The sequence below is a fragment of the Bradyrhizobium aeschynomenes genome (genome assembly GCF_013178945.1).
Taxonomy (GTDB): domain Bacteria; phylum Pseudomonadota; class Alphaproteobacteria; order Rhizobiales; family Xanthobacteraceae; genus Bradyrhizobium; species Bradyrhizobium aeschynomenes.
This window is the reverse complement of sequence record NZ_JABFDM010000001.1, coordinates 773,568-797,671: the sequence shown is the minus strand read 5'-3', so window position 1 is coordinate 797,671 and position 24,104 is coordinate 773,568. Positions and strand designations below refer to the sequence as shown.

Genomic DNA, 24,104 nt, shown 5'->3' with positions numbered 1-24,104 from the left:
CCATGCCGCTGACGCCGGAGGAACGCCAGAACGAGCGGTTGAAGTTGTTGGCCAACTGGGCCAACACACTGGCGACCGCGATCGTTTCGGTCGGCGCGTTCGTGCCCATCGGACAGGAAATCTATGGCTTCCTGCCGCAAAACACCGATCCGACGCTGATCTACGTGTCGGCCCCGATTTGCTTCATGGCCGGTTTGCTCCTACATTTGGTGGGACAATGGGTCCTTGGAGGGCTCCGATGACGATGGGCCAGATCTATGCGCTGAGCATGCCGCTGGTGGTCGCCGCGATGGTGGGGGTCTACGCACTCCTCCTGCGACGCCCGTGGGCGGAGGCTGCGGCCAAGCAACCAGTCCATCCGTCGCCATCGCGGCGCGAGGGCATTCGCGACGGCCTGGTGGACCACATCGAGCGGCTCAACGCCGAGATCGAGGGCAAGGCGCACCTGGTCCGCCAGGAGCTGCGGCAGCTCAAGAACACGCGCTGAGCGCTGCCGGCGCAGACGAGCGCCGGAGCGCAGGTGTGCGCCGGGACGGAGGTGTGCGCCAGGACGGACACATGCGCCGGCCCCACAGCAGACATCCAAAACGCGCTTTTGCCCTTGTGCCGCCGTTCGTATAATCGGGCGTCAAAGGCTCATCATGATCCACGTCTGCTCACTCGCCGCTTTGCCCGACACCGTGCGCCTGACCGGTGCCAGCCACGTGCTGACCATCATGGCCAATGTCGAGCAGGTGCAGCGGCCCGAGAACATCCGGCCCGAGAACCATTTGCGGGTCTCGGTCGACGACATCACCGAGCAGCTCCCCGGCTTCATGGCGCCGAGCGACGACCACGTCACCCAGGTGCTGGAGTTCGTGCGCGGCTGGGACCGCGCGGCGCCGCTGGTGATCCACTGCTATGCCGGCATCAGCCGCTCCACGGCGAGCGCGTTTGCGGCCGCCTGCGCGCTCAACCCGCATCGCGACGAGCTCGACATCGCCTGGGCCATCCGCCAGGCCTCTCCGATCGCCTCGCCCAACCGCCTGATCGTCAGCCTTGCCGACCGCGCGCTGGGCCGGCAGGGCCGCATGGTGCGCGCGCTGGACGCGATCGGGCCCGGCGCGATGATGGTCGACAGCCAGCCTTTCCGGATCGATCTGGAGTGAGCCGGCCGAATCCGGCGCGCCGCGTAGCAACATACCGGCGCCCCTTGAACTTCCGCTCCGCCGTTTGACACTCAAGGAACTGCAGCCATCGTGACGGCACGCGGGTGCCGTCATCCGATTCGCTGCGCCACCGCTCGGGGCCGGCTTGGCCCCTGCTCCCTTCCCATGACGCCGGCGGGCGCCATCGATCTCGAGGACTCCCAGGCGTGATGTTCGATTGGCCACTAGACTGGATTGCACTCCTGGTCGCGTTCGCGGCGCTCGCCTTCGCGCGCCGGACCTCCGACCGCTTGGCCGAGGTGCAGGCCCGGCTGGCCAAGCTCGAGGCGGCCCCCCCGATGGTCGTTGCGCCCGTGGCCGCACCGCCGCTCAGCCCGCTCCAGGAGCCCGCCGCAGCCCCGCCGATGCCGCCGCCTCTGCCGGAGGTCACCGAGCCCGCCCTGCAGCCGGCGGCGCTCACGGCCGACGCGGCGGCCGATCAGCCGCCGCCTTTCGTCCCGCCGCCATTGCCGCAGCCCGCGGCCGGCTTCGAGGAGACCATCGGCACCCGCTGGGTGGTGTGGATCGGCGGACTGACGCTCGCGCTCGGCGGCTTCTTCATGGTTCGCTACTCGATCGAGGCCGGCCTCGTCGGGCCCGAGGTCCGCGTCGCGCTCGGCGCGCTGTTCGCCGCCGCGCTGCTGGCGGCAGGCGAATGGACGCGGCGCAAGGAGAGCATCTCGCAGATATCGGCACTGCCGATCGCCAACATTCCGGCGATCCTCACCGCGGCCGGCACCGCCGTCGCCTTCGCGACGATCTACGCGGCCTACGCGCTGTATGAGTTCCTGCCGCCCGCCATCGCCTTCGTGCTGCTCGGCGTCGTCGCGCTGGGCACGCTGGCTGCCGCGCTGCTGCACGGCCCGGCACTGGCCGGGCTCGGCCTCGTCGCCGCCTTCACCACGCCGGTGCTGGTCTCGACCGGCCAACCGAACTACTGGGCGCTCTACATCTATCTCGCCATCGTTACCGCTGCCGCCTTCGCGCTCGCGCGCGTGCGGCTGTGGCGCTGGCTGGCGATGACCACGATCGGGCTGTCGTTCCTGTGGACCCTGCCCGGGCTCGACGCGGGCGTCGAGACGGTCGCGCCGCACGTCTTCCACGTCACCATCAGCTTCATCCTGACCGCGCTGATCGTCGTCTGCGGCTTCCTGTTCGGACCTGCGGCCGAGACTGACGAGGTCGAGCCGATCTCGTCGGTGGGGCTTGCCGTCTATCTGCTCGGCGCGATGCTGGTCGTGCTGGCGAGCTTCCACGACGGGCTGGCGCTGATCGGCTTCACGATGCTGGTCGCCGCCACGCTCGCGGTCGCCTGGCGCGCGCCGAGCGCAACCGGCGCGGTCGCGGCGGCGGCGGGTACCGTCTTCCTGGTGTTCGCCGAATGGGCGCTGCGTGACAATCCGGACCTGCTGGTGCTGCCCGGCGGCGCGCTGCCCGGCATGGGACCCAATCCGCTCGGCGCATCGGTCACGTCGCATCTGGTGACGGCGGCGATCTTCGCGCTCGGCTTCGGCGGCGCCGGCTTCCTGGCGCAGGGACGCTCGGAGAATGCGGCCGTGCCGGTGGTGTGGTCGGCGGCCGGCGTATTCGCACCGATCGCGTTGCTGGTCGCGCTCTATGCGCGCATCGCTCATCTCGACCGCTCGATCCCGTTCGCGATCCTCGCGGTGATCCTGGCGGCTGCGTTTGCCGTCGCCACCGAGGCGCTGACCCGACGCGAGGAACGGCCGGGGCTCTCCGCGGCGGTCGCGCTGTTCGCGACCGGAACGCTGGCCGCGCTGGCGCTGGCGCTGACCTTCGCGCTGGAGAAGGGCTGGCTGACGATCGCGCTGGCGCTGATGTCGCTCGGCACCGCCTGGATCTTCGAGACCCGGCCGATCCCGTTCCTGCGGAGCTTGGCGGCCATCTTCGCCGGATTGGTGGTGCTGCGCATCGGCTACGACCCGCGCATCGTCGGCGCCGATGTCGGCACCACGCCGATCTTCAACTGGCTGCTGTGGGGCTATGGCGTGCCGGCGGCGTCGTTCTGGGGCGCAAGCTATCTGATGCGCCGCCATGGCGACGACGCGCCGTTGCGCGCGGTCGAGGCCGCCGCGATCCTGTTCACGGCGCTGCTCGCGTTCCTCGAGATCCGCCACGCCGTCAATGACGGCGACATGCTGGCGGTGCCGTCGCTCGCCGAGATCGGTCTCGACGTCTGCGTCGCGCTGGCACTCGCCATCGGCCTGGAGCGGCTGCGCATGCGCAGCGGCAGCATCGTGCACGACGTCAGCGCCGTGATCCTGACCGGCTTTGCCGGCGGCGCCACCGTGCTCGGGCTGCTGCTGTTCGAGAATCCGATGATCTCGGACGTCGCGATCAAGGGCGGCCTGCTCAACATCCTGATCCTGGCCTACGCCTTCCCGGCGGTGCTGATGCTGCTGTTGTCCTACGCGGTCGCAGGCCGCCGTCCGGCCGCCTATGGCAACACGCTGGCGGCCGGCGCGCTGATCCTGGCGCTGTCCTATGTCAGCCTGGAGATCCGCCGGATCTATCACGGCCCGAACGTGATGAGCGGCGTCACCAGCGCGGCCGAGCAGTACACCTACTCCATCGCATGGCTCGCCTTCGGCGTCGTGCTGCTCGGCATCGGCGTCGTCGTGTCGTCGCAGCGCGCCCGTCTCGCTTCCGCGATCGTGATCGCGCTGACGATCCTGAAGGCCTTCCTGGTCGACATGTCGGCGCTGACCGGCGTCTGGCGCGCGCTGTCCTTCATCGGCCTCGGTCTCGTCCTGGTCGCGATCGGCTGGCTGTACCAGAAGGTTCTGTTCCGGCGGCAGCAGCAGGCGCCGCCGGCTCAGCCGGCGGCGTGAGGATCAGGCGGCCCTGACCGACTGCAGGAACGAGGCGACCTCGCGCTTGAGCCGGTCGCTGTCGGACGCCAGCGACTTGGCGGCGTCGAGAACGTGCGAGGACGCCGTGCCGGTTTCGGTCGCACCGCGCTGCACGTCGACGACGTTCGACGACACCTGCTGCGTGCCCTGCGAGGCCTGCTGGACGTTGCGCGAGATCTCCTGGGTCGCCGCGCCCTGCTCTTCCACCGCAGCGGCAATCGCCGATGAGATCTCCGACAGCTTTTCGATGGTCGTGGAGATCGCGCGGATGGCGCCGACGGATTCCTGCGTGGCCGCCTGGATGCCCGAGACCTGCTGGCCGATCTCGTCGGTCGCCTTGGCGGTCTGCTCGGCGAGCGCCTTCACTTCCGAAGCAACGACTGCGAAGCCGCGGCCCGCTTCGCCGGCGCGCGCGGCCTCGATGGTCGCGTTCAGCGCCAGGAGATTGGTCTGGCCCGCAATCGTGTTGATCAACTCGACGACGTCGCCGATGCGCGCCGCGGCCTTGCTCAGCTCGCTGACGCGATCGTTGGTCATGCGCGCCTGGTCCACGGCCTCGGTGGCCATGCGGGCCGATTCCTGCACCTGGCGGCTGATCTCGGTGATCGAGGACGACAGTTCCTCCGTCGCGGACGCAACCGACTGCACGTTGGTCGAGGCTTCCTCCGAGGCGGCTGCGACTGCGGTCGAGATTTCCTGTGAACGGGTTGCGGTCGAGGACAGCGCGCCGGCAGAGTGCTCGAGCTCGGTCGAGGCCGACGACACGGTCTGCACGATCTCGCCGATCGTCGCCTCGAACTGGCGGGTGATGTTGTCGACGCGGCGGCCGCGCTCGATCTTGGCTTCGGCATCGGCAGCGGCACGCTCATCGGCGTCCTTCTTGGCGATCAGCGCTTCCTTGAACACCTGCAGCGTGTCGGCCATGGCGCCGATCTCGGTCGCCTCGCCGCGATGCGTGACCTCCGCGCTGAGATCGCCGCTGGCGAGCTCCTGCATCGGCTTGATGATCGAGGCGATGCCGGACGAGACGTTCTGCACCAGATAGAAGCCGACCGCGATGCCGCCGATGACGGCCGCGGCGATGATCGACACGACGAGCCAGATCGCACGCGAGAAGCTCTCGGCCGCCTGGCGCGTCGCGTTTTCGGCGCCCTTGTTGTTGAACTCGATGTCCTGGATGAAGTACTTGTCGGCGTCACGCGCGATCGCAGCGGCCGACTTCTCGAGCAGCTCGCTGGCCTCACGCGGCATCCGGCCGACGCTCTTGTTCGACTCCTCCATGACCTGCTTGACGGCGACGACGTACTTGTCCCAGGCCTGCACCCAGTTGGTGTAGATGGTTCGTTCCTCGGCCGAGTTGATCATCGGCTCATAGGCCTTGCGATCCTTGAGGATGGTGTCGAGGATGCCGTTCACTCGCTTCTCGCCGGCCTGCTTGGCTTCAGCGGTCTCCGCCATCACATGGGCGCGCAGCGCAATGCGCAGCAGATTGATGTTGGCACGCAGCTCACCGATCGCCCGCACGCTGGGAAGCCAGTTGTGAGCGATGTCGACCGTATTGGCATTGATCGACTGCATGCTGGTGACGGCGACCGCGCCAAGCCCGCACATGGCGATGAGCATGAACGCGATGACCGAGATGATCTTCTTACGAATCGACATTTTGGACACGATGACCCCAGCTGGCTGCGCGGTTCGCCACTCTCTTCAGCGTCACAGACGATCTGAATATCCAGTTCTGCGCTACGCTGCGCGGCGTCGAGGTCGGAGAAACGGGAGACCTCCGAATTCTCGGACGTCTCACTTGGTTCCGACGGTGCCATTGGGCGGGAAACAGGCTTATCGGAAGTTAACAGGGAACCCGTAAGACTACCGACAAACCATGTAAAATGCCCACCGTCGCGATCGCACGGTGTCCTGAAACCGGCTTGCATCGGACCGGCGTTCGCGGGGCATGGCACGGGATCACGGCGAGTGACACCTTGGGCTATCGCGCCGCCGGCTGTTTCAACCCCTGGTATGTCAAGACGCAAGTTAGAAGGAGGTTAATGCCACAACCTGAACTGGCATCGTCGCAGCGACGGCGAATACGCAGCAGGCCGCCGACGGTCCGGACGAAGGCGGCGGGAAAGCAGGGGCAGCGCATTGGGACAGGGATCGATGGCGCTGCCAAGGGGAGACGCAGGACGATGTCTTGCGAGCAACCTTCCCCAGGGCGTCGCGACGGCAACGACCATGTGGAGAATGGCTTGGCGGCAGATGCTTGCCGCTCCAACGCCGCGTGACGCAGACTGCAGCGGCGAGAAGAGGTCGGAGGGTGCCGCCGCCTCAAGCCGCAGCAAAGCCGCGGCTCCGGCACTCAGCGGCTCGGATCATCCCCCGATGATCCAGGCTCAGCTGACGGATTCGGACACTAGGCGGATGCGGAACACCGGCTGCTTGGCTTCGTCCAGCAGTTCCATCTGCCACTCTGCGCCCTGTTGCAGAGTCTTCGAGATCCCGCCGATCAGGTCCGAGCAGACGGCCGTCAGTTCGTTCCAGGCGGATTCCCGATTGGCGAATTCATAAGGCTGATCAGCAGCGCCTGAATAGCGGCCCTGGCTGATACGGAAGAAGTAGAGCGACATTACCGACCCTTTCGATTGGGCCACCCCCCTGGTCGCAAACTGCAGCGCGAGTCGCTACCGAGGCATGAATTTGAGCGTCCGTACGACTACGGCGCAATGACCACTAACGTGCGGTCACCATCTGAAATGTTGCTGTATGTTAATCGGGCCGCATTTTTCAATGATGGGTGAACTAACAACTAATCGGTCGACCGCCGCAACTCGGGCGCGGCGTCAGCCTTCGTGCTCTCGGACTTGGCGGTGTCCGAGCGGCTGTGGTCGGCCTTTGCCGCTTCCTTCGCGGCTTCCGCTTTCACGGGTTCCACCTTGCTGCGCTCGACGCGCGGTGTCTCGACGCGGGCCGCGACCTCGGTGTGCGACGTATCCACGGGAGCAGCAGCGCGCGCGGGGCGCGGCCGCGCCACGGCGCGGGCCATCAGCATGGTGGCGCCGCCCTGGTGCTGGAAGTCGCAATAAGCGAATGCGCCGAGACCCGAGACCGAGCCACGGAAGCTGCGGTCGTCCTTCTTGTCGAGATTGAAGCAGGGCTCGAACGGCATGCCCTTGATGGAGGCACAGACGTTCTGGCCGCGAATCTGCAGCGTGTTGCCGGGCAGACGGATATGACGAACAGGGCCGGAGCCCGAAAACTGCACCGCGCCGGCTGCGCCCATGTCGTCGAGGATCCGACCCGCGCCGCGGGTGCCGTCGACGCAGGTGAACGCAAACACCTTTCCGGCCACGAATTTGCGCGCCTCGTCGGCGGTCATGGATCCCGCGATCGCGGGAGCAACCATGGCGCCGGCGGTCACGGTCCCCAGCAATAAACGCGCGAGCATGCTCTCAACTCCCACTTGACCCCACGCAGCGGGTAAGGCGGTATCTTTACCCCATGCTTACCATACCAACCATGGCAACAATGGAGCAGCATGGTTTGAAAAGTCTGAAGATCCTCAGGATATTCTTACCACCGTACGGCCGCGGACTTGGCCGGCAAGGATCTGCGGGCCCAGCGAAGCGACTTGATCCAACGCAATTTCGTGAGTGATTTCAGACAGTTTTGAACGATCCAAATCGGTGGCCAGACGGTCCCAGGCCGCCTTGCGGGCGGGCAGCGGGCACATCACGGAATCGATGCCCAGAAGGCACACGCCGCGCAGAATGAACGGCGCCACCGAGGATGGCAAATCCATGCCGGCAGCAAGGCCGCATGCGGCGATCGCGCCGCCATATTTCGTCATCGCCAGCAGGTTGGCGAGAGTGTTGGAGCCGACGCTGTCGATGCCGCCTGCCCAGCGCTCCTTGGCGAGGGGCTTGGCCGGCGCCGAGAGCTCGTTGCGATCGATGATCTCGGCGGCGCCGAGCGACTTCAGATAGTCGGCCTCGGCCAGGCGTCCCGTCGATGCGATCACGTGGTAGCCGAGCTTGGCGAGCACCGCCGTCGCCACCGACCCAACGCCGCCCGCAGCCCCCGTCACCACCACCGGCCCGCTGCCTGGCGTCAGCCCGTGCTTCTCCAGGGCCAGGATCGCCAGCATCGCGGTGAAGCCGGCGGTACCGATCGCCATCGCGTCCCGGGCCGACAGACCCTGCGGCAGGCCGACCAGCCAGTCCCCCTTGACGCGGGCCGTTTCGGCATAGGCGCCGAGATGGGTCTCGCCCATGCCCCAGCCGGTGCAGATCACGGCGTCGCCCGGCTTCCAGCTGGGATGGCTCGACTGCTCGACCGTGCCGGCGAAATCGATACCGGCGATCATCGGGAAGCGGCGGACCACCGGCGCCTTGCCGGTCAGCGCCAGCCCATCTTTGTAGTTCAGGTCCGACCACTCGACCTTCACGGTGACGTCGCCGTCCATCAGCTCGGCCTCGTCGAACTGCGTCAGCGTCGCGGTCGTCCCCTTGTCCGCCTTGTCGATCCGGATCGCCTTGAACATTCCCACAGCCGCACTCCCTGCGCTTTCTTCGTCTCACGCCATGTTTAGCCGATCGGATCGGCCGCGCAACTCAGGTCGCGGGAACGGCGCGCGCCACCGGCTTCTCGACGATCGGCAGGTTGATCAGCGCCGACAGCACGCCGAACAGGATCGAGAGCCACCAGATCGGCGTGTAGGAGCCATAGCGCTCGAACACCAGGCCGCCAAGCCACACGCCGAGGAAGCCGCCCACCTGATGGCTGACGAAGGCAAAGCCATAGAGCGTGGCGAGCCAGCGGGTACCGAACATGATCGCGACCAGCGACGAGGTCGGCGGAACGGTGGACAGCCATGCCAGCCCCGACACGGCACCGAACGCGATCGCACTGGTCGGTGTGACGGGGAACGAGATGAAGGCCAGCGTCGCCAGCGCGCGGGTGAAATAGATGAAGGACAGGATGTAGCGCTTCGGCAGCCGGCTCTGCAGCCAGCCGACGCTGAGCGAGCCGATGATGTTGAACAGGCCGATCGCCGCGATCACCCAGCCACCGGTCTGCGCGGACAGACCGCGATCGACCAGGAACGCCGGCAGATGCACGGTGATGAAGGCGAGCTGGAAGCCGCAGGTGAAGAAGCCGAGCACCAGCAGCACGTAGGAGCGATGGCCGAACGCCTCCATCAGTGCCGTCGTAAACGACTGCTGCTCGGCCTCCGACGGCTTGGCCTCGGCGGCCGGTGGCGTCGCGACCGCAAGCGACAGCGGCACGATGAACAGCATCAGCGTCGCGAACACCATCAACGCGCTCTGCCAGCCGAACTGGTCGATCAGCGCCACCCCGAACGGCGCGAACAGGAACTGGCCGAGCGAGCCGGCCGCAGTCCCAGCGCCGAGCGCGACACCGCGCCGCTCGGGCGGCAGCAGCTTGCTGAAGGCCGACAGGATGAGATTGAACGAGCAGCCGGACAGGCCGAAGCCGACCAGCACGCCGGCACCGACGTTGAGCGACAGCGGCGTCGTGGCGTAGCGCATCATCAGCAGGCCGCCGGCATAGAGCAGCGCGCCGACGCAGATCACGCGCATGACGCCGAAGCGATCGGCAATCGCGCCCGCGAGCGGCTGGCCGAGGCCCCACAGCAGGTTCTGCACGGCGACGGCCAGCGCGAACACGTCGCGGCCCCAGGCGAATTCGCGACTCATCGGCTGCACGAAGAAGCCAAGGCTGGAGCGCGGACCGAAGCTCAGGAGAGCGATCGCGCAGCCGCAAATGATGATGATGAGCGGCGTGCGCCATCCTTGCGCACGGGCGGCCGTGCCGAGATCGGCTGCCTGATTCGACATGGGTGTCCTCCTGATGCGCCGCGTCGTCCGGCCGCTCGTCACGGATTAATGCATTTGCATTCATCCCCCAAGCTCAAAAGCGGAACTCAGCCATGAAAAAATTCGAGGTCGCTTCGCATCATGAGCGGGCGTCATGCGAGGCGAGTTCCATCAATGAAACTCATGCATGCCATATCTGTCCTCGCGCCGAGGCATCGCGACGCGCGAGTGACGAGAGCAATTCATCTTGCGCGAGAGCGACATTCAGAACGGCCGCTATTTGTCGCCAAACACCGATAAACAGCGACGAATGTCTCTGAAGAAGAACTAACTGGTAGCTTGATACACATGCGCACCGAATGTGGAATTTGGACAGCACATGGACCACGACCAGATCGAAGCCTCCGACCATGTCGTGATCGTGGGCGCAGGCGTTGCAGGCCTGTTCTGCGCACTGAAGCTTGCACCACGACCAGTCACCTTGATTTCCGCGACACTCCTCGGCGAAGGGGCGTTCGGCGCGACGATGCAGGCCGACATTGCGGCCGCGGTTTCATCCGGCGACAGTCCCGACAGCCATGCTGCCGACATGATCGCCGCAGGCGGCGGTCTCGTCGATGAAAGCGCGGCCCACGCGCTTGCGCACGACGCAGCGGCGAGGATCGAGGATCTGCTGCGTCTCGGCGTCGGATTCGATCGTGACCACAAGGGCGAGCTTGCGACGTCCCGCGCAGCTGCGCACACCACACGACGCATCCTGAGCGTCCGCGGCGATTTCACCGGACAGGCGATCGTCGCGGCTCTCGTCGCAGCGGTTCGCGCAACGCCCACGATCCGCCTGATCGAGCGGCACGTTGCAGACGCGCTGCTGACCGAGGATGGCGCGGTGCGCGGCCTGCAGCTGCGCAAGGCCGGCGACAGCGCAGCCGCGCCGGTGCTGATGGCCGCGCCTGCGGTCGTGCTCGCCACCGGCGGCGTCGGTCATCTGTTCGCCGCGACCAGCAACCCGGATCATTCCAACGGCATCGGCCTTGCGATCGCCGCGCGCGCCGGCGCCATCATCGCCGACCCGGAATTCGTCCAGTTCCATCCGACCGCGATGATGACGGGCCACGATCCGGCGCCGGTCGTCAGCGAGAGCCTACGCGGCGCCGGCGCGACCCTGATCAACCGGCGCGGCCAGCGCTTCATGCTGCCGCGACATCCGCTGGTGGATCTTGCCCCGCGTGACACGGTCAGCCGCGGCATCATGGCCGAGCTGTCTGCCGGACGCGGCGCCTTCCTCGACGCCCGCGACGTGCTCGATGACGACGTCGCCGAGCGCTACCCGATGCTGCACAAGGCCTGCGTCGCCGCCGGGCTCGATCCGACCCGGCAGCCCATCCCCGTGGCGCCGGCGGCGCATTTCCACATGGGCGGCCTCGCGATCGACAGCCGGGGCCGCACCTCGCTGGAGGGATTGTGGGCGGCCGGCGAAGTGGCCGCCACAGCCACCGACGGCGCCAACCACATTGCCGGCAACGCACTGCTCGCCGCGCTGGTGTTTGCCAACCGGATCGCCGAGGACATCTCCGGTCGGACGCTGGCGAGCCCTGCGGCCTTGCGCAACATCGCGTTCGCCGAGCCCGCTGGTGCGGATCCCTCGCTGACCGAGAGAACGCTGCGCGAGATCATGACCAGCCGCGTCGGCGTAATCCGCGACGAGGACGGACTCGCTGAGGCCATTGCCGTGATCGCCAGGCTCGAGCGCGACAGCGCCGACCCGGCGTTGCGCAACATGGCCGGCGCAGCGCTGCTGATCGCAACCGCCGCCTGGAGCCGGCGCGAGAGCCGCGGCGCGCACTGCCGCGCGGATTGCCCGGCCGAGAATCCCAGTTTTGCGCAGCGGACCATGACGACGCTCTCGGCCGCGCGCGCCATCGCCGACGAGCTCGCCGCCCGGCCGACGACGCGGCTGCCGCGGTCGCTCAGCGCGTAGCAGGCCTACCGCCGCGTCCAGTTCGGATTGATCTCGGCTTCGCTCTTGGCGGCCTCGGTGAGCTCGGCCGAGATGGCCGCGGTCTGCTGCGGCGTGCCCCAGCTCGGCGCCTCGCTGCCGTCGCCCCAGCGCTTGGGCCGGTAGAAGGTGTGGACACCGAACTTGTACATCCGCTTCATCTCGGCGACCCAGGACGGCCGCACCCAATACGCGTGATAGTGCGTCGACTTGCCCACTTCAGGCAGCCAGATCAGCCCATCGAGCATCGCCGCCGCGATCTTCTTGGCGCGGTCCCACATTTCGGGCTCGCGGATCACGTCGGCATTGTTGTCGCAGGCAAAAGTGAACTGGCAGGCGAAATGGCGATACTTGTTCTGGTAGACGACGCCGCAGACCGTGGTCGGATAATAGCCGGAGAACGCCCGGTTCAGCACCACCTGCGCCACCGCCATCTGGCCGCGCACGGCCTCGCCGCGCGCCTCGAAATAGATCGCTTCCGCCAGACACTTCTCGGACTTGAAGCGCGACTTCTGGTCGGACAGCCCCAAGCGCTCCGCCGGGGTCCGCGCATGCTGATTGTCGGCGTTCACCTCGCCCTTGGGCGCGATGCTCTCACCGCCGTCACCCGTCTTGGCACCGTCGTCGGAGGGCTGCGACAGCACCGCCATCGGCTTGAGGTCCGGGTCAGGCATGACGATCAGCGGCGCCTCGCCGGGCTGCCAGGTTTCCATCGTGCCGGCCGCCCCGCCGAGGGACGCCGTGCCGAAATAGAGATTCGCGGTCTTGATCGTCAGGCCGTCAGACGTCGCGTCGCTCTCCGCTTGCAACGGCTCCGTTGCGGGCTTGAGCTCGCCGGAAGGACGCGCGTCCGGCTTCGATGATCCATATTGCGCGAGTGGCGGCGCGCTCAGCGCCTCCTGCAGCTCGGGATCGAGGGCCGCGCGCGGCGCGACCGGCACGAGGGCCGGCGCTTCCGTGGTCTTGGCACCGAACACCGAGGAATTCGAATCGGGCTGAGCGGGCGTGGCCGGCGCGGGCTCGCTCGGCGCCGCTTCGACCGGCTCGGCCGCCTCGGTCGACGGCGGGGGCGGCGCCGACGGACGCACCACGAGCCGATCACCCTTCAGCGTGCGGTCGACCTTTGGAAAATCGGAAGCCTGGTAGCGTGGCGGCACCTGCAGTGCCGGATTGCGCGGTGTCGTGCTGCCTGTGATGTCGAGGTCGCGGCCGCCAAGGCTGGCCAGACGGATGCCTACGCCCTGCGGCGTGGAGGTTCCGATCGGACGGCCGAAACTGTACGTGGCGAGCTGGACGGAGGCCGCAGCGGCGGACACACGCTTCTGCCAGCGCTCGGCAACGCCCGGCTGGCGGGCGAGCCGTGAAGCGATGTCTTGATACCCGGTCTCTGTCGGCATCAGAGCGAAGACGCAGAGACCGAGTCCGAAGGACGCAATACGCGCGCCCTTCGGACCGGGACGCAGAACTAACATCGATACGCTCAACGCAACGCTACGCTACTCACTCGACCGAACGACAGTGCTTCCGTGCAATTCGATCCGTCATGTTCGTATCGGGTTTAGGTTGCCGAGGAGTTAATCCGCGTTGCATCTTCGAAACATGCAAGCGGCGAGGTTGTGCGACGTCGTGCGATCAATGTGCGTGGTAAACAGCGGCGTGACGAGAGTGGTGAACATTCGGTCAACGAACGCGGTGAATGAAATCCCGTGCCTGCGTGAATGAAGCGGAACTTTGCGCTCTCTCCTCAGGTCATTCCGGGGCGCGCGAAGCGCGAGCCCGGAATCCATAGCCATCACTGGACATGAGGAGACGAGATGCGCATGGCGCTTGTCTTCGACAAACAACCCACTGTGGCTATGGATTCCGGGCTCATTCGCGCTGCTTCAAAATGGCTGCGCCATTTTGCGCGCGAATGCCCCGGAATGACGGCGGTAGGGGCAAGAAGCACGCCGCTCGATCAACTCACGTGCGCCAGATCGACGGGCTGCGATCCGCCAAACGAAAAAGGCCGGCAACATGTGCCGGCCTTCATCAGTTCAAATCGTTCGCAACCGCATCACGCCTGGCTGGCGATCTCCTTGCCCAGCGCGGACTGGGCGGCAGCCAGACGGGCGATCGGCACGCGGTAGGGCGAGCACGAGACGTAGTTCATGCCGACCTTGTGGCAGAACGCGACGGACGCGGGATCGCCGCCATGCTCGCCGCAGATGCCGACCTTGAGGTTGGGCCGCGTGGCGCGGCCGCGCTCGACGCCGATCTTGACCAGCTCGCCGACACCCTCGCGGTCGATCGAGATGAAGGGATCGATCTCGAGAATGCCCTTGGCGACGTAGGCGCCGAGGAAGCTGCCGGCGTCGTCGCGGCTGATGCCGTACGTCGTCTGCGTCAGATCGTTGGTGCCGAACGAGAAGAACTCGGCAGCCTCCGCGATCTGGCCGGCCATCAGGACCGCGCGCGGCAGCTCGATCATGGTGCCGACCTGGTACTCCAGCTTGGCGCCGGTCTCGCGGATCACCGCCTGGGCCATCGCGTCGATGCGCGCCTTGACGAGGTCAAACTCGGCCTTGGTGGCGATCAGCGGCACCATCACCTCGAGGCCGACGGCCTCGCCGGTGCGCTTCTCGGCCTCGACCGCGGCCTCGAAGATCGCGCGCGCCTGCATCTCGGCGATCTCCGGATAGGCGATCGCGAGACGGCAGCCGCGGAAGCCGAGCATCGGGTTGAACTCGGAGAGCTCACGCGCGCGGTCGGCCAGGCGCCGCGGATCGGTGTTCATCGCGCGCGCGACTTCCTCGACCTCGGCCTGGGTGTGCGGCAGGAACTCGTGCAGCGGCGGATCGAGCAGACGGATCGTGACGGGAAGGCCCTTCATGATCTCGAACAGCTCGACGAAGTCGGCGCGCTGCATCGGCAGCAGCTTGGCGAGCGCGGCACGGCGCTCCTGCTCGTCTTCCGACAGGATCATCTCGCGCACCGTGCGGATGCGGGTCTCCTCAAAGAACATGTGCTCGGTGCGGCACAGGCCGATGCCCTCGGCGCCGAACTTGATGGCGGTGCGCGCATCCTCCGGCGTGTCGGCATTGACGCGCACGCCAGTCTCGCGCACGGCGTCTGCCCAGCCCATCAGGGTGCCGAACTCGCCGGACAGCTCCGGCTCGATCATCGGCATGCGCCCCGCCAGCACCTGGCCGACGGAGCCGTCGATGGTGATGACGTCGCCGGTCTTGAAGGTGCGCCCGCCGATGCTCATCGTGCCACGACCGTAGTCGACGCGGATGGTGCCACAGCCGGAGACGCAGGGCTTGCCCATGCCGCGCGCGACGACGGCGGCGTGCGAGGTCATGCCGCCGCGCGTGGTCAGGATGCCCTCGGCAGCATGCATGCCGTGGATGTCCTCCGGCGAGGTCTCGATGCGGACCAGGATGACCTTGCGGCCGTCGGCCTGCAGCTTGGTGGCTTCGTCCGAGGAGAAGACGATCTCGCCCGAGGCCGCGCCCGGCGAGGCCGGCAGGCCGGTGGCGACGACGTCGCGCTGCGCCGAGGGATCGATGGTCGGATGCAGCAGCTGATCGAGCGAGGCCGGATCGACGCGCAGCACGGCGTCGTTCTCGGAGATCAGGCCCTCATTGGCGAGCTCGACGGCGATGCGCAGCGCCGCCTTGGCGGTGCGCTTGCCACTGCGGGTCTGCAGCATCCACAGCTTGCCGCGCTCGACCGTGAACTCCATGTCCTGCATGTCACGGTAGTGCTTCTCGAGCAGCGTGTAGATCCGCGTCAGCTCGTTGAAGGCGTCGGGCATCGCGACTTCCATCGACGGCTTGTCGGAGCCGGACTCGACGCGCGCGTCCTCGGTGATGTCCTGCGGGGTGCGGATGCCGGCGACGACGTCCTCTCCTTGCGCGTTGATCAGGAACTCGCCGTACAGCTTGCTCTCGCCGGTCGAGGGATTGCGGGTGAAGGCGACGCCGGTGGCCGAGGTGTCACCCATGTTGCCGAACACCATGGCCTGCACGTTGACGGCGGTGCCCCAGGATTCCGGAATGTCGTGCAGCTTGCGATAGGTCACCGCGCGCGCGTTCATCCAGGATGAGAACACCGCGCCGATCGCACCCCACAGCTGGTCGTGCGGATCCTGTGGGAAGTCCTTGCCGGTCTCGTGTGCGACGGCGTCCTTGTACTTGCCGACCAGCATCTCCCAGTCTTCCGACGAGAGATCGGTGTCGAGCTGATAGCCCTGGGTGTCCTTGAAGCTGTCGAGGATGTCCTCGAAATGATGGTGCTCGAAGCCGAGCACGACATCGGAGTACATCGTGATGAAGCGGCGATAGCTGTCGAAGGCGAAGCGGCGGTCGCCGGACAACGAGGCCAGCGCCTCGACGGTCTGGTCGTTGAGGCCGAGGTTGAGCACGGTGTCCATCATGCCCGGCATCGAGGCGCGGGCGCCGGAGCGCACGGAGACCAGGAGCGGGTTTTCCGGATCGCCAAACTTCTTGCCGGTGAGCTTGCCGATGTAGTCGAGCGCCTTGTCGACCTGCGACTGCAGCTCCTTCGGGTAAGTCTTGTCGTTGGCGTAGAAGTAGGTGCAGACCGAAGTCGGGATGGTGAAGCCCGGAGGGACGGGAAGGCCGAGATTGGCCATCTCCGCGAGGTTGGCGCCCTTGCCGCCGAGCAGGTCGCGCAGGCCGGCTTTGCCCTCGGCCTTGCCGTCACCGAAGGTATAGACCCACTTGTTCGGCTTGATCGCGGTGACCGCGCTCTTGGCCGCAGGCTTCGACGTTCTCGCGGCCGGCTTCGCAACCGGCTTGGCGGCCGCCTTGGCCGGCTTCTTCGGAGCGGTTTTCACTGGCGGCTTGGCGACCGGTTTTGGCGCTGCCTTCGCGGCGGTCTTGGCGGGGATCTTGGCAGCGGGCTTCGCAGCCGTCTTCAGCGCCTTGCGCGGCGGGGCGAGCGGAGCGGCCTTGGCCTTGCCCGGCTTGGAAGGCTTTGATTTCGCTGCGACTTTCTTAGACTTCGCTACCGCTTTGGCCATGAGATGGTTCGATCCGCAAATGGGGAGGAGAAATCGCGCGCCTTACACCACTTTGGGCGCTGCGGCGCAAGCACAGAGGTTCCCGACCTTGGGACTAGGCCGGGCTAGTGCAGGTGGAACCACCTGAGCACGCCGAGGCCAAGCAGGCCGTTCACGATCAGGAAGATCGCGATGATCAGATTCAACAGGCGCGGCATGATGAGGATCAGGACACCCGCGATGAGGGAGACGATCGGCGCGATGTGGGTCGCAGTGAGGGTCATCGGCAAACTCGAAAAGGATTGAAGGACCGGAAGCCGGGGCGATTCGACGAGGCCAGACCTTATCCTGCGTCATCGTGGCGGAATAGGAGACGCACGGCCCGGGTTCCGGTTCCCTAACCTGAGGATCTGCCGCAAAAATGCCGCCGGTTGCGCGAGGCCCGGCACGGAACGATGCACCGGTCGTTGCATTGGAAGGCGGATGCCGGCGCACGCCGGTCCCGCTCAGCGGATCAACAGCCTCAGCGGATCAACAGCCAAGGAGTTTCGTCCATGCGAACGCAAATCACCCTTGCAGCCCTCGTGGCCGCACTCGTGATCCCGGCGGCAGCGCAGGCGCAGTCCACCACCGTGGGACGCAGCGTCGTGGTGGAGGAGGACGCTCCCGTGATCAGGTTGGAACGTCGCCCTGAATTCCGCGAATACGTCGTGCGCGAGCGTGTTCCCAACTATGTGATCCCGGATCGCGTCATTGTTGGGACCGTCCTGCCCGAGTCGGGTGTTACATACTACGACGTTCCCGAGCGCTTCGGTGCGACACCTTATCGCTACACGGTGGTGAACGGCGAAACTGTTCTGGTCGAACCGAGATCGCGGCGGATCATTCAGGTGGTTGAGTAGTTATCCAGACGCATTTGGTCGCCAACGCCCCCGCAAGCGGCCAGATGTAAAGGCCCTGCCCGGTTCCCCCCGCCGGGCGGGGCTTACTTTTTTGCGCACCGTGTCTCGCCGCCGTCATCGCGAGCGCAGCGATCCAGGGATTGCGCGGAGAATCTGCCTTTGCGGCCCCTGGATTGCTTCGGCGCAAGAGCGCCTCGCAATGACGCGTGTGGCGAGCCTGGTCACCATCACCACAGCTGTCATCGCCCAGCCTTGACCGGGCGATCCAGTACGCCGAGGCGATTGTGAGTCCACCGATAAGCCGCGGCGTACTGGATGCCCGCCTGCGCGGGCATCACAACGGAGTTTGAGTCACCGCGTGATCGCGAGCGCCAGCGACTCGATCCGGCGTGTCCGGTGCGCGTGGCTCAGCCCTCGATTTTCGAGAAGTCCGCCACCGCGCGCGTGGCGCTGCGGATCTCGTTCAGCAGCTTGAGCCGGTTCTCGCGGATCGCCGAGTCATCGTCGTTGACCTTCACCTCGTCGAAGAACGCATCGACGGCCGGACGCAGCTTGGCCATCGCGCGCATCGCCGCGGCGAAGTCCTCCTTGGCGACAGCAGCGCCCGCTTCGGCAGCGACCTCGCCGATCGCCTTGGCCAGCGCCTTCTCCTCGTCGAGCTTATAGAGCGCCGCATCCGGCGCGCCGTCGAACTTGCGCTTGTCCTTCTTCTCCTCGATGGCGAGGATGTTGGAGGCGCGCTTGGTGCCGGCGAGCAGGTTCTTGCCGTCGTCGCTGTCGAGGAATTTGCCGAGCGCCTCGACGCGGCGGACGACCATCAGCAGATCATCCTGGCCGCCGAGCGCGAACACGGCGTCGACGAGATCGTGGCGGGCACCCTGGTCGCGGAGCTGCACCTTGAGACGGTCGGCGAAGAAGGAGAGCAGATCGGCTGTGAGCGTATCCGGCTCCTGCGCGCTTTTCGCCCGCAGGCCCATCAGCGCAGAAGCAGCCACCTTCAGCAGTGACAAGCGCAGCGCGTTCTCGGCGATCAGCCTGATCACGCCCAGCGCCGCGCGCCGCAGCGCATACGGATCCTTCGAGCCCGTGGGCTTCTCGTCGATCGCCCAGAACCCAACCAGCGTATCGAGCTTGTCGGCCAGCGCCACGGCCACCGCGACCTTGTCCGTCGGCACGCGATCACCCGGGCCCTGCGGCTTGTAGTGCTCCTCGCAGGCCGCGGCGACGGACGCGTCCTCGCCCTGGGCCAGCGCGTAGTACTTGCCCATCAGGCCCTGCACTTCAGGAAACTCACCGACGACCTCCGTGAGCAGATCGGCCTTGGCGAGCTTCGCGGCGCGCGCGGTCTTCGTGGCATCGGCGCCGACCAGCGGCGCGATCTCGGCGGCGAGCTTCTCGATGCGGGCGATGCGCGCGGCCTGGGTGCCGAGCTTCTCGTGGAACACGATCTGCTCGAATTTCGGCAGCCGGTCCTCGAGCCTTGTCTTGAGGTCCGTCTCGTAGAAGAACTTCGCGTCCGACAGGCGGGCGCGGATGACGCGCTCGTTGCCGGCGATGATGGTCTTGCCGCCGTCGTTCGCCTCGATGTTCGCGGTCAGAATGAACTTCGGCGCGAGACCGCCAGTCTTGGGGTCGCGCACCACGAAGCATTTCTGGTTGTTACGGATGGTGGCGCGGATCACCTCGCCGGGCACCTTGAGGTAGTCCGGATCGAACGAGCCCATCAGCACCACAGGCCATTCGACCAGGCCCGCGACCTCGTCGAGCAGAACCTGATCCTCGACCAGCTCATAGCCCTGCGCGAAGGCGAGCTGCTTGGCGTCCGTGACAATGGTGTCCTTGCGGCGCTGCGGATCGAGCACGACCTTGGCGTCGAGCAGTTTTGCTTCGTAGTCCTCGAAACGGCGCACAGAGATCGCAGCAGGAGCCAGGAAGCGATGGCCATAGGTGGTCTGCCCGGCCTCGATGCCGTCGACGGCGAAGCTGACGACATCAGGCTCCTCGGTCTCCAGCCCGAACGTCGCGGTGATCGCGTGCAGCGGCCGCACCCAGTTCAGCGCGCCCGGCTTCTCCGAGCGCTTGCCCCAGCGCATCGATTTCGGCCAGGGGAAGGTCCTGACGATCACCGGCAGCATCTCGGCGAGCACGTCGAGCGTGGCGCGGCCCGGCTTCTCGATCAGCGCGACGTAGAAATCGCCCTTCTTCGGGTCGCGCTGGATCGTCGCCTCGTCGAGAGAGGACAGGCCGGTGGCCTTGAGAAACCCCTGGATCGCCGCGTCGGGACCGCCGACGCGCGGGCCCTTGCGCTCCTCCTTCAGATCCGCCTGTCGCGCCGGGATGCCGTGCACGGTCAGCGCCAGCCGCCGCGGCGTCGCGAACGCCTTGGCGCCTTCGTAGACCAGGCCCTCGGCGACGAGCTTGTCGGTCACCATGCGGCGCAGATCCTCCGCCGCCTTGGCCTGCATGCGCGCGGGGATTTCTTCGGAGAACAGTTCGAGGAGAAGATCGGGCATGTCTCAAGTCTCTCTGCGCGAAGAACCACCATCCCCTCGGGGACAGGCCATCGCGAATTGCTAAACTCGTGGAAGACAGCGTGCCTTCCACCGTCCTTCGAGACGCCCGCCTCCGGCGGGCTCCTCAGGACGAGGTCTGAATTTGCGGCGAGATCGTAGACCCTCATGGTGAGGAGCGCCGCGCGCGGCGCGTCTCGAACCATGAGGCCCAAAAGCAGCCGCGTTCGTTCTAACCTGCCCCCGCCCCGCCCGCTTCCGTATGCAGCCAGGCCTCGCCGCAGGCCTTCGCCAGCTCGCGGACGCGCAGGATGTAGCTCTGGCGCTCGGTAACGGAGATGACGCCGCGGGCATCGAGCAGGTTGAAGACGTGGCTGGCCTTGATGCACTGGTCGTAGGCCGGCAGCGCCATCAGATGTTCTTTGCGGTTACCGTCGCGCCAGCCGGCAGCGAGATACTTCCGGCAGGCGCCCTCGGCCATCTTGAACTGCTCGAACAGCATGTCGGTGTCGGCATGCTCGAAATTGTGCCGCGAATATTCCTGCTCGGCCTGCAGGAAAACGTCGCCATAGGTCACCTTGGCGTCGCCGTCACGGCCGTTGAAGTTGAGGTCGTAGACGCGGTCGACGCCCTGGACATACATCGCCAGGCGCTCGAGGCCGTAGGTGAGCTCGCCCGCGACCGGCGCGCATTCGAAGCCCGCGACCTGCTGGAAATAGGTGAACTGCGACACCTCCATGCCGTCGCACCAGCACTCCCAGCCCAGCCCCCAGGCGCCGAGCGTCGGGCTCTCCCAATCGTCCTCGACGAAGCGGATGTCATGCACGGCGGCGTCGATGCCGATCGCGGCGAGCGACTTCAGATACAGCTCCTGAAGGTTCGGCGGCGACGGCTTCATGATCACCTGGAACTGGTAGTAGTGCTGCATCCGGTTCGGATTCTCGCCGTAGCGACCGTCCTTCGGCCGGCGCGACGGCTGCACGTAGGCGGCATTCCACGGCTTCGGCCCGAGCGCGCGCAGGGTCGTCGCCGGGTGGAAGGTGCCGGCCCCCATCTCCATGTCGTAGGGCTGCAGGATCACGCAGCCCTGCTCGGCCCAGAAGCGTTGCAGGGCCAGGATGAAGCCCTGGAACGAACGTTCGGGGCGCATGTGCGGAGGCAGCGAGTCCATCGTCGATATCGGTCTTTCGCAGGCGTCGGAAAAGCGCGCGGACCGTATCGGCGAGGCCCCGAGGAATCAAGGCAATAGGGCTGGATAAGCGGCGGTTCGCACCGCCGCTTCGCGTCAAGCGGCGGTCAGCCCGGCCGGTAGGCGCCCGTCACGGGATCACGGCGCAGGGTCTTGATCTCGGCGGGCTGCGCGGCCTCGGCGGCGCGCGACAGCCTGACCTCCTCGAGCTCGCGGTTGATCTTCTGAGCGGTCTTGTAGGCCCAGCGAACCGCGGCAAGCCCGCCCAGCATACCCGCGAAAGCGACGAACGGCGGCATCGGTCGATCCTTGTTCATGTGCGGCAGCCACCCCGATTCGTATTGTCACCGATCCAGGTTCCCCCTGCAATCCGGATTGCAGGGGGCAAAATGGCACGGAGCGGAGCTCAAAAGCCGAATCGGGCCCAGATGGCCCGGGTTTCGGCGGCCGAGATCAGTTCCTCGGCCAATCCAGACCAGCCGAGGCCCAGACCTTCCGCAGCGAGGCTGCCGGCCCCGGCGGCCTTGCGACCCAGCAGGCCCGAGAGCAGGCCGCCCGCCGGCGCCACCACGGGCATTCCGACCTTGTCGCCGAAGCGCGCGCGCAGCACCGAACGGAGGTCGCCGATCGCATCGGCGAGCCCGAGCGTCACGGCGGTATCGCCGGCCCAGTATTCGCCGGTGAACAGCGTGTCGTCGGCGCCCTTCAGCCGGGTCGCGCGGCTCTCCTTGACCAGCGAGATGAACAGCGCGTGGATCTCGCGCTGGATCTTCTTCAGCCGCGCCACGTCGTCGGGATTTTCGGGGAGGAATGGATCGAGCATCGCCTTGTGCTCGCCCGCCGTGTACAGCCGCCGCTCGATGCCGATCTTCTTGATCAGGTCCTGCAGCCCGAACGAGCCGCCGACCACGCCGATCGATCCGAGGATCGACGACGGGTCGCAGAAGATCTCGTCGCCCGCGCAGGCGATCATGTAGCCGCCGGACGCCGCGACGTCCTCGACGAACACCAGCACCGGCAGCTTCTTTTCCGCCGCGAGCTGGCGGATGCGCAGATAGATCTGGCGCGACTGCACCGGCGAGCCGCCGGGCGAGTTGATCACCAGCGCCACCGCCTTGGCGTTGCGCATCGAGAACGCGCGCTCCAGCATCTTGGCGACGCCGGCGAGGGTCAACCCGGGACGCAGCGGCGTCACCGCGCCGATCACACCGGACAGGCGGACGACGGGCACCACCGGCGCGCCGCGCAGACGTGCCGGCAGCAGCGCTTTCAACCGATCAAAAGGCCCGGCTGCATCGCTGGGTTGTGTCAAATTGTCCACCATTCAGTTACCTCGGATTTACCATTTTTTATCGCGCCGCTGCCATTCAATGGGCTGGAACGAGCCTTGCTATGCGCTGGGCAATTGCACGGCGAGTCAGGTTGCAGAGTGCGGCGGAGGAATACATGAAGGTCTACCTGTTGATGCTGCTGATCGGTACTCTCTTGACGGCGATCCGTTTCACGTCGGTAACCGAACGCCAGTCCGAGGCGCAGACGCAATAACGCGCGACCCCGACCGACCGTTCAGGGGGCGGCCAGAGCCAGCGCCCCCTGCCCTTCCAGCACACGCAAGACGTCTTCGTTCGGCACACCCGTTGCCTCGTTCAGCATCAGACCCGGCCAGATCTGGGTCGGCGCCCGCCCCCCCTTAACGGCCCTCACCAGGATACGGATCGCCGGCTTTCCGGCCTGACCGTGGACCGGTTGAATGGCAAGGCTGCCGAAGCCGCGCCCCAGCGCCGCCAGCACCTCCCCCAACCCATCGGCTCGCCAGATCAAGGTCAGCACACCGCCGGATTTGAGCATCCGGCGCGCAGCATGGGTCCAGATCTCCAAGGTCGTCGCGGTCGCCATGTGCGCGGCCGCGCGTGCAGCGTCCGGCGAGGCACGGTGACGCGCGGCATCGTGAAACGGCGGATTCATCAGCACGACGTCGATACTGTCCGGCCCGAGCCCCATCGCGGCGAAGGCTGCGGCGCCAGCGGCGACGTCGAGAACGGCCACGTCGGCCCGCAATTCATTGGCACGCGCATTGTCGCGCGCCAGGCCCGCCAGATCCGGATCGCGCTCGATCAGCACGAGCCCGATGCCGTCGACGCGGGTGGCCACCGCCAGCCCCGCGGTCCCCACCCCGGCCCCGAGGTCGACCACGCGATCACCGGTGCGCGCGGCCGTTGCGGCAGCCAGCAGGATGGCGTCGTGGCCGGCACGATGGCCGCTGGCCGGCTGCCTCAGCCGCAAGCGCCCACCGAGCACAGCGTCCTCGGAGATGGCGGCAGCGTCACTCATCGGGGCGCAGTTCGTGCGCCAGCCCGGCATCGGTCAGCAATCGGCGGGCCTGCAGATTGTCGTCCTCATGCACCAGTATCCGGCGCGGCAGGATGCCGAGTGAGCCCTCTATGATGCTCATGTTCTGGTCGAGGACGAGGTGATGGATGTCGGCGCCGTCGAGCAGCGCCCCTATTGCTGAAACCAGCACGATATCGTTGGTCCGAACCAATTCCTTCAATCGTTATGTCTCCATGCAAGCCGGGGTCAAGCAAGGCTTTCAAGGCTCGGG

General features: G+C 66.7%; 20 protein-coding genes. 6 read left to right on the top strand and 14 right to left on the bottom strand.

The window, feature by feature from the left end:
• Nucleotides 1-2 precede the first annotated feature (2 nt).
• The 4 genes from HL666_RS03560 to HL666_RS03545 all read left to right on the top strand — a co-directional run bounded on the left by HL666_RS03560 (nt 3) and on the right by HL666_RS03545 (nt 4,039).
• Nucleotides 3-242, top strand: coding sequence for a hypothetical protein (locus HL666_RS03560; protein WP_172110787.1), 240 nt, complete (start codon nt 3-5; stop codon nt 240-242).
• Entirely contained in the window at nt 239-487 is a 249-nt protein-coding gene (locus tag HL666_RS03555; RefSeq protein WP_172179905.1) for a hypothetical protein, read from the top strand. Before HL666_RS03560 ends, HL666_RS03555 begins: the two co-directional genes overlap by 4 nt.
• A 154-nt stretch (nt 488-641) precedes the next feature.
• Nucleotides 642-1,148: a tyrosine phosphatase family protein gene (locus HL666_RS03550; protein WP_172179904.1), complete on the top strand. Its 507-nt coding sequence runs from the start codon at nt 642-644 to the stop codon at nt 1,146-1,148.
• A gap of 209 nt (nt 1,149-1,357) precedes the next feature.
• The gene (locus HL666_RS03545) at nt 1,358-4,039 is read left to right on the top strand and encodes a DUF2339 domain-containing protein (RefSeq protein WP_172179903.1); all 2,682 of its coding nucleotides are present in this window, start codon (nt 1,358-1,360) and stop codon (nt 4,037-4,039) included.
• A 3-nt stretch (nt 4,040-4,042) separates the two neighbouring features.
• On the opposite strand, the gene HL666_RS03540 is transcribed toward HL666_RS03545, so the two are convergent.
• The 5 genes from HL666_RS03540 to HL666_RS03520 all read right to left on the bottom strand — a co-directional run bounded on the left by HL666_RS03540 (nt 4,043) and on the right by HL666_RS03520 (nt 9,918).
• The gene (locus tag HL666_RS03540) at nt 4,043-5,731 is read right to left on the bottom strand and encodes a methyl-accepting chemotaxis protein (protein WP_172110791.1); all 1,689 of its coding nucleotides are present in this window, start codon (nt 5,729-5,731) and stop codon (nt 4,043-4,045) included.
• A 722-nt stretch (nt 5,732-6,453) separates the two neighbouring features.
• Nucleotides 6,454-6,687, bottom strand: coding sequence for a DUF6894 family protein (locus tag HL666_RS03535; protein ID WP_172111271.1), 234 nt, complete (start codon nt 6,685-6,687; stop codon nt 6,454-6,456).
• 179 nt (nt 6,688-6,866) lie between these two features.
• Nucleotides 6,867-7,505 carry a hypothetical protein gene (locus HL666_RS03530; protein ID WP_172179902.1) on the bottom strand — a complete coding sequence of 213 codons (639 nt, stop codon included), beginning with the start codon at nt 7,503-7,505 and terminating at the stop codon, nt 6,867-6,869.
• A gap of 114 nt (nt 7,506-7,619) precedes the next feature.
• Complete coding sequence (gene acuI / locus HL666_RS03525; protein ID WP_172179901.1) at nt 7,620-8,606, bottom strand: acrylyl-CoA reductase (NADPH); 987 nt, start codon at nt 8,604-8,606, stop codon at nt 7,620-7,622.
• Between the two features lie 64 nt (nt 8,607-8,670).
• A complete protein-coding gene (locus HL666_RS03520) occupies nt 8,671-9,918 on the bottom strand; it encodes an MFS transporter (RefSeq protein WP_172133382.1) in 1,248 nt (415 codons plus the stop codon).
• Between the two features lie 358 nt (nt 9,919-10,276).
• Here HL666_RS03520 and HL666_RS03515 point away from each other — a divergent pair, with 358 nt between their 5' ends.
• The gene (locus HL666_RS03515) at nt 10,277-11,875 is read left to right on the top strand and encodes an L-aspartate oxidase (protein WP_172179900.1); all 1,599 of its coding nucleotides are present in this window, start codon (nt 10,277-10,279) and stop codon (nt 11,873-11,875) included.
• A 5-nt stretch (nt 11,876-11,880) separates the two neighbouring features.
• Here the strand turns inward: HL666_RS03515 and HL666_RS03510 are convergent, their stop codons facing one another.
• From HL666_RS03510 to HL666_RS03500, 3 genes are all read right to left on the bottom strand, one after another.
• Nucleotides 11,881-13,365: a cell wall hydrolase gene (locus HL666_RS03510; protein ID WP_172110796.1), complete on the bottom strand. Its 1,485-nt coding sequence runs from the start codon at nt 13,363-13,365 to the stop codon at nt 11,881-11,883.
• A gap of 584 nt (nt 13,366-13,949) precedes the next feature.
• Complete coding sequence (gene ppdK / locus HL666_RS03505; protein WP_172110797.1) at nt 13,950-16,922, bottom strand: pyruvate, phosphate dikinase; 2,973 nt, start codon at nt 16,920-16,922, stop codon at nt 13,950-13,952.
• Between the two features lie 104 nt (nt 16,923-17,026).
• The gene (locus HL666_RS03500) at nt 17,027-17,185 is read right to left on the bottom strand and encodes a DUF3096 domain-containing protein (RefSeq protein ID WP_172110798.1); all 159 of its coding nucleotides are present in this window, start codon (nt 17,183-17,185) and stop codon (nt 17,027-17,029) included.
• A gap of 270 nt (nt 17,186-17,455) precedes the next feature.
• Between HL666_RS03500 and HL666_RS03495 the strand changes: the two genes are divergently transcribed.
• Nucleotides 17,456-17,803 carry a DUF1236 domain-containing protein gene (locus tag HL666_RS03495; protein WP_172110799.1) on the top strand — a complete coding sequence of 116 codons (348 nt, stop codon included), beginning with the start codon at nt 17,456-17,458 and terminating at the stop codon, nt 17,801-17,803.
• A 407-nt stretch (nt 17,804-18,210) separates the two neighbouring features.
• Here the strand turns inward: HL666_RS03495 and glyS are convergent, their stop codons facing one another.
• From glyS to HL666_RS03465, 6 genes are all read right to left on the bottom strand, one after another.
• Complete coding sequence (gene glyS, locus HL666_RS03490) at nt 18,211-20,316, bottom strand: glycine--tRNA ligase subunit beta (RefSeq protein ID WP_172179898.1); 2,106 nt, start codon at nt 20,314-20,316, stop codon at nt 18,211-18,213.
• Between the two features lie 229 nt (nt 20,317-20,545).
• Entirely contained in the window at nt 20,546-21,484 is a 939-nt protein-coding gene (locus tag HL666_RS03485) for a glycine--tRNA ligase subunit alpha (protein ID WP_172179896.1), read from the bottom strand.
• Nucleotides 21,485-21,609: 125 nt separating this feature from the next.
• Nucleotides 21,610-21,801, bottom strand: a complete 192-nt coding sequence (locus HL666_RS03480; RefSeq protein WP_172111272.1) for a hypothetical protein — start codon at nt 21,799-21,801, stop codon at nt 21,610-21,612.
• A gap of 107 nt (nt 21,802-21,908) precedes the next feature.
• Entirely contained in the window at nt 21,909-22,826 is a 918-nt protein-coding gene (locus tag HL666_RS03475; protein ID WP_172179894.1) for a S49 family peptidase, read from the bottom strand.
• A gap of 242 nt (nt 22,827-23,068) precedes the next feature.
• Nucleotides 23,069-23,833, bottom strand: coding sequence for a tRNA1(Val) (adenine(37)-N6)-methyltransferase (locus HL666_RS03470; protein WP_172179892.1), 765 nt, complete (start codon nt 23,831-23,833; stop codon nt 23,069-23,071).
• The gene (locus HL666_RS03465) at nt 23,826-24,053 is read right to left on the bottom strand and encodes a putative signal transducing protein (RefSeq protein ID WP_006613556.1); all 228 of its coding nucleotides are present in this window, start codon (nt 24,051-24,053) and stop codon (nt 23,826-23,828) included. Before HL666_RS03465 ends, HL666_RS03470 begins: the two co-directional genes overlap by 8 nt.
• Between the last annotated feature and the right edge of the window lie 51 nt (nt 24,054-24,104).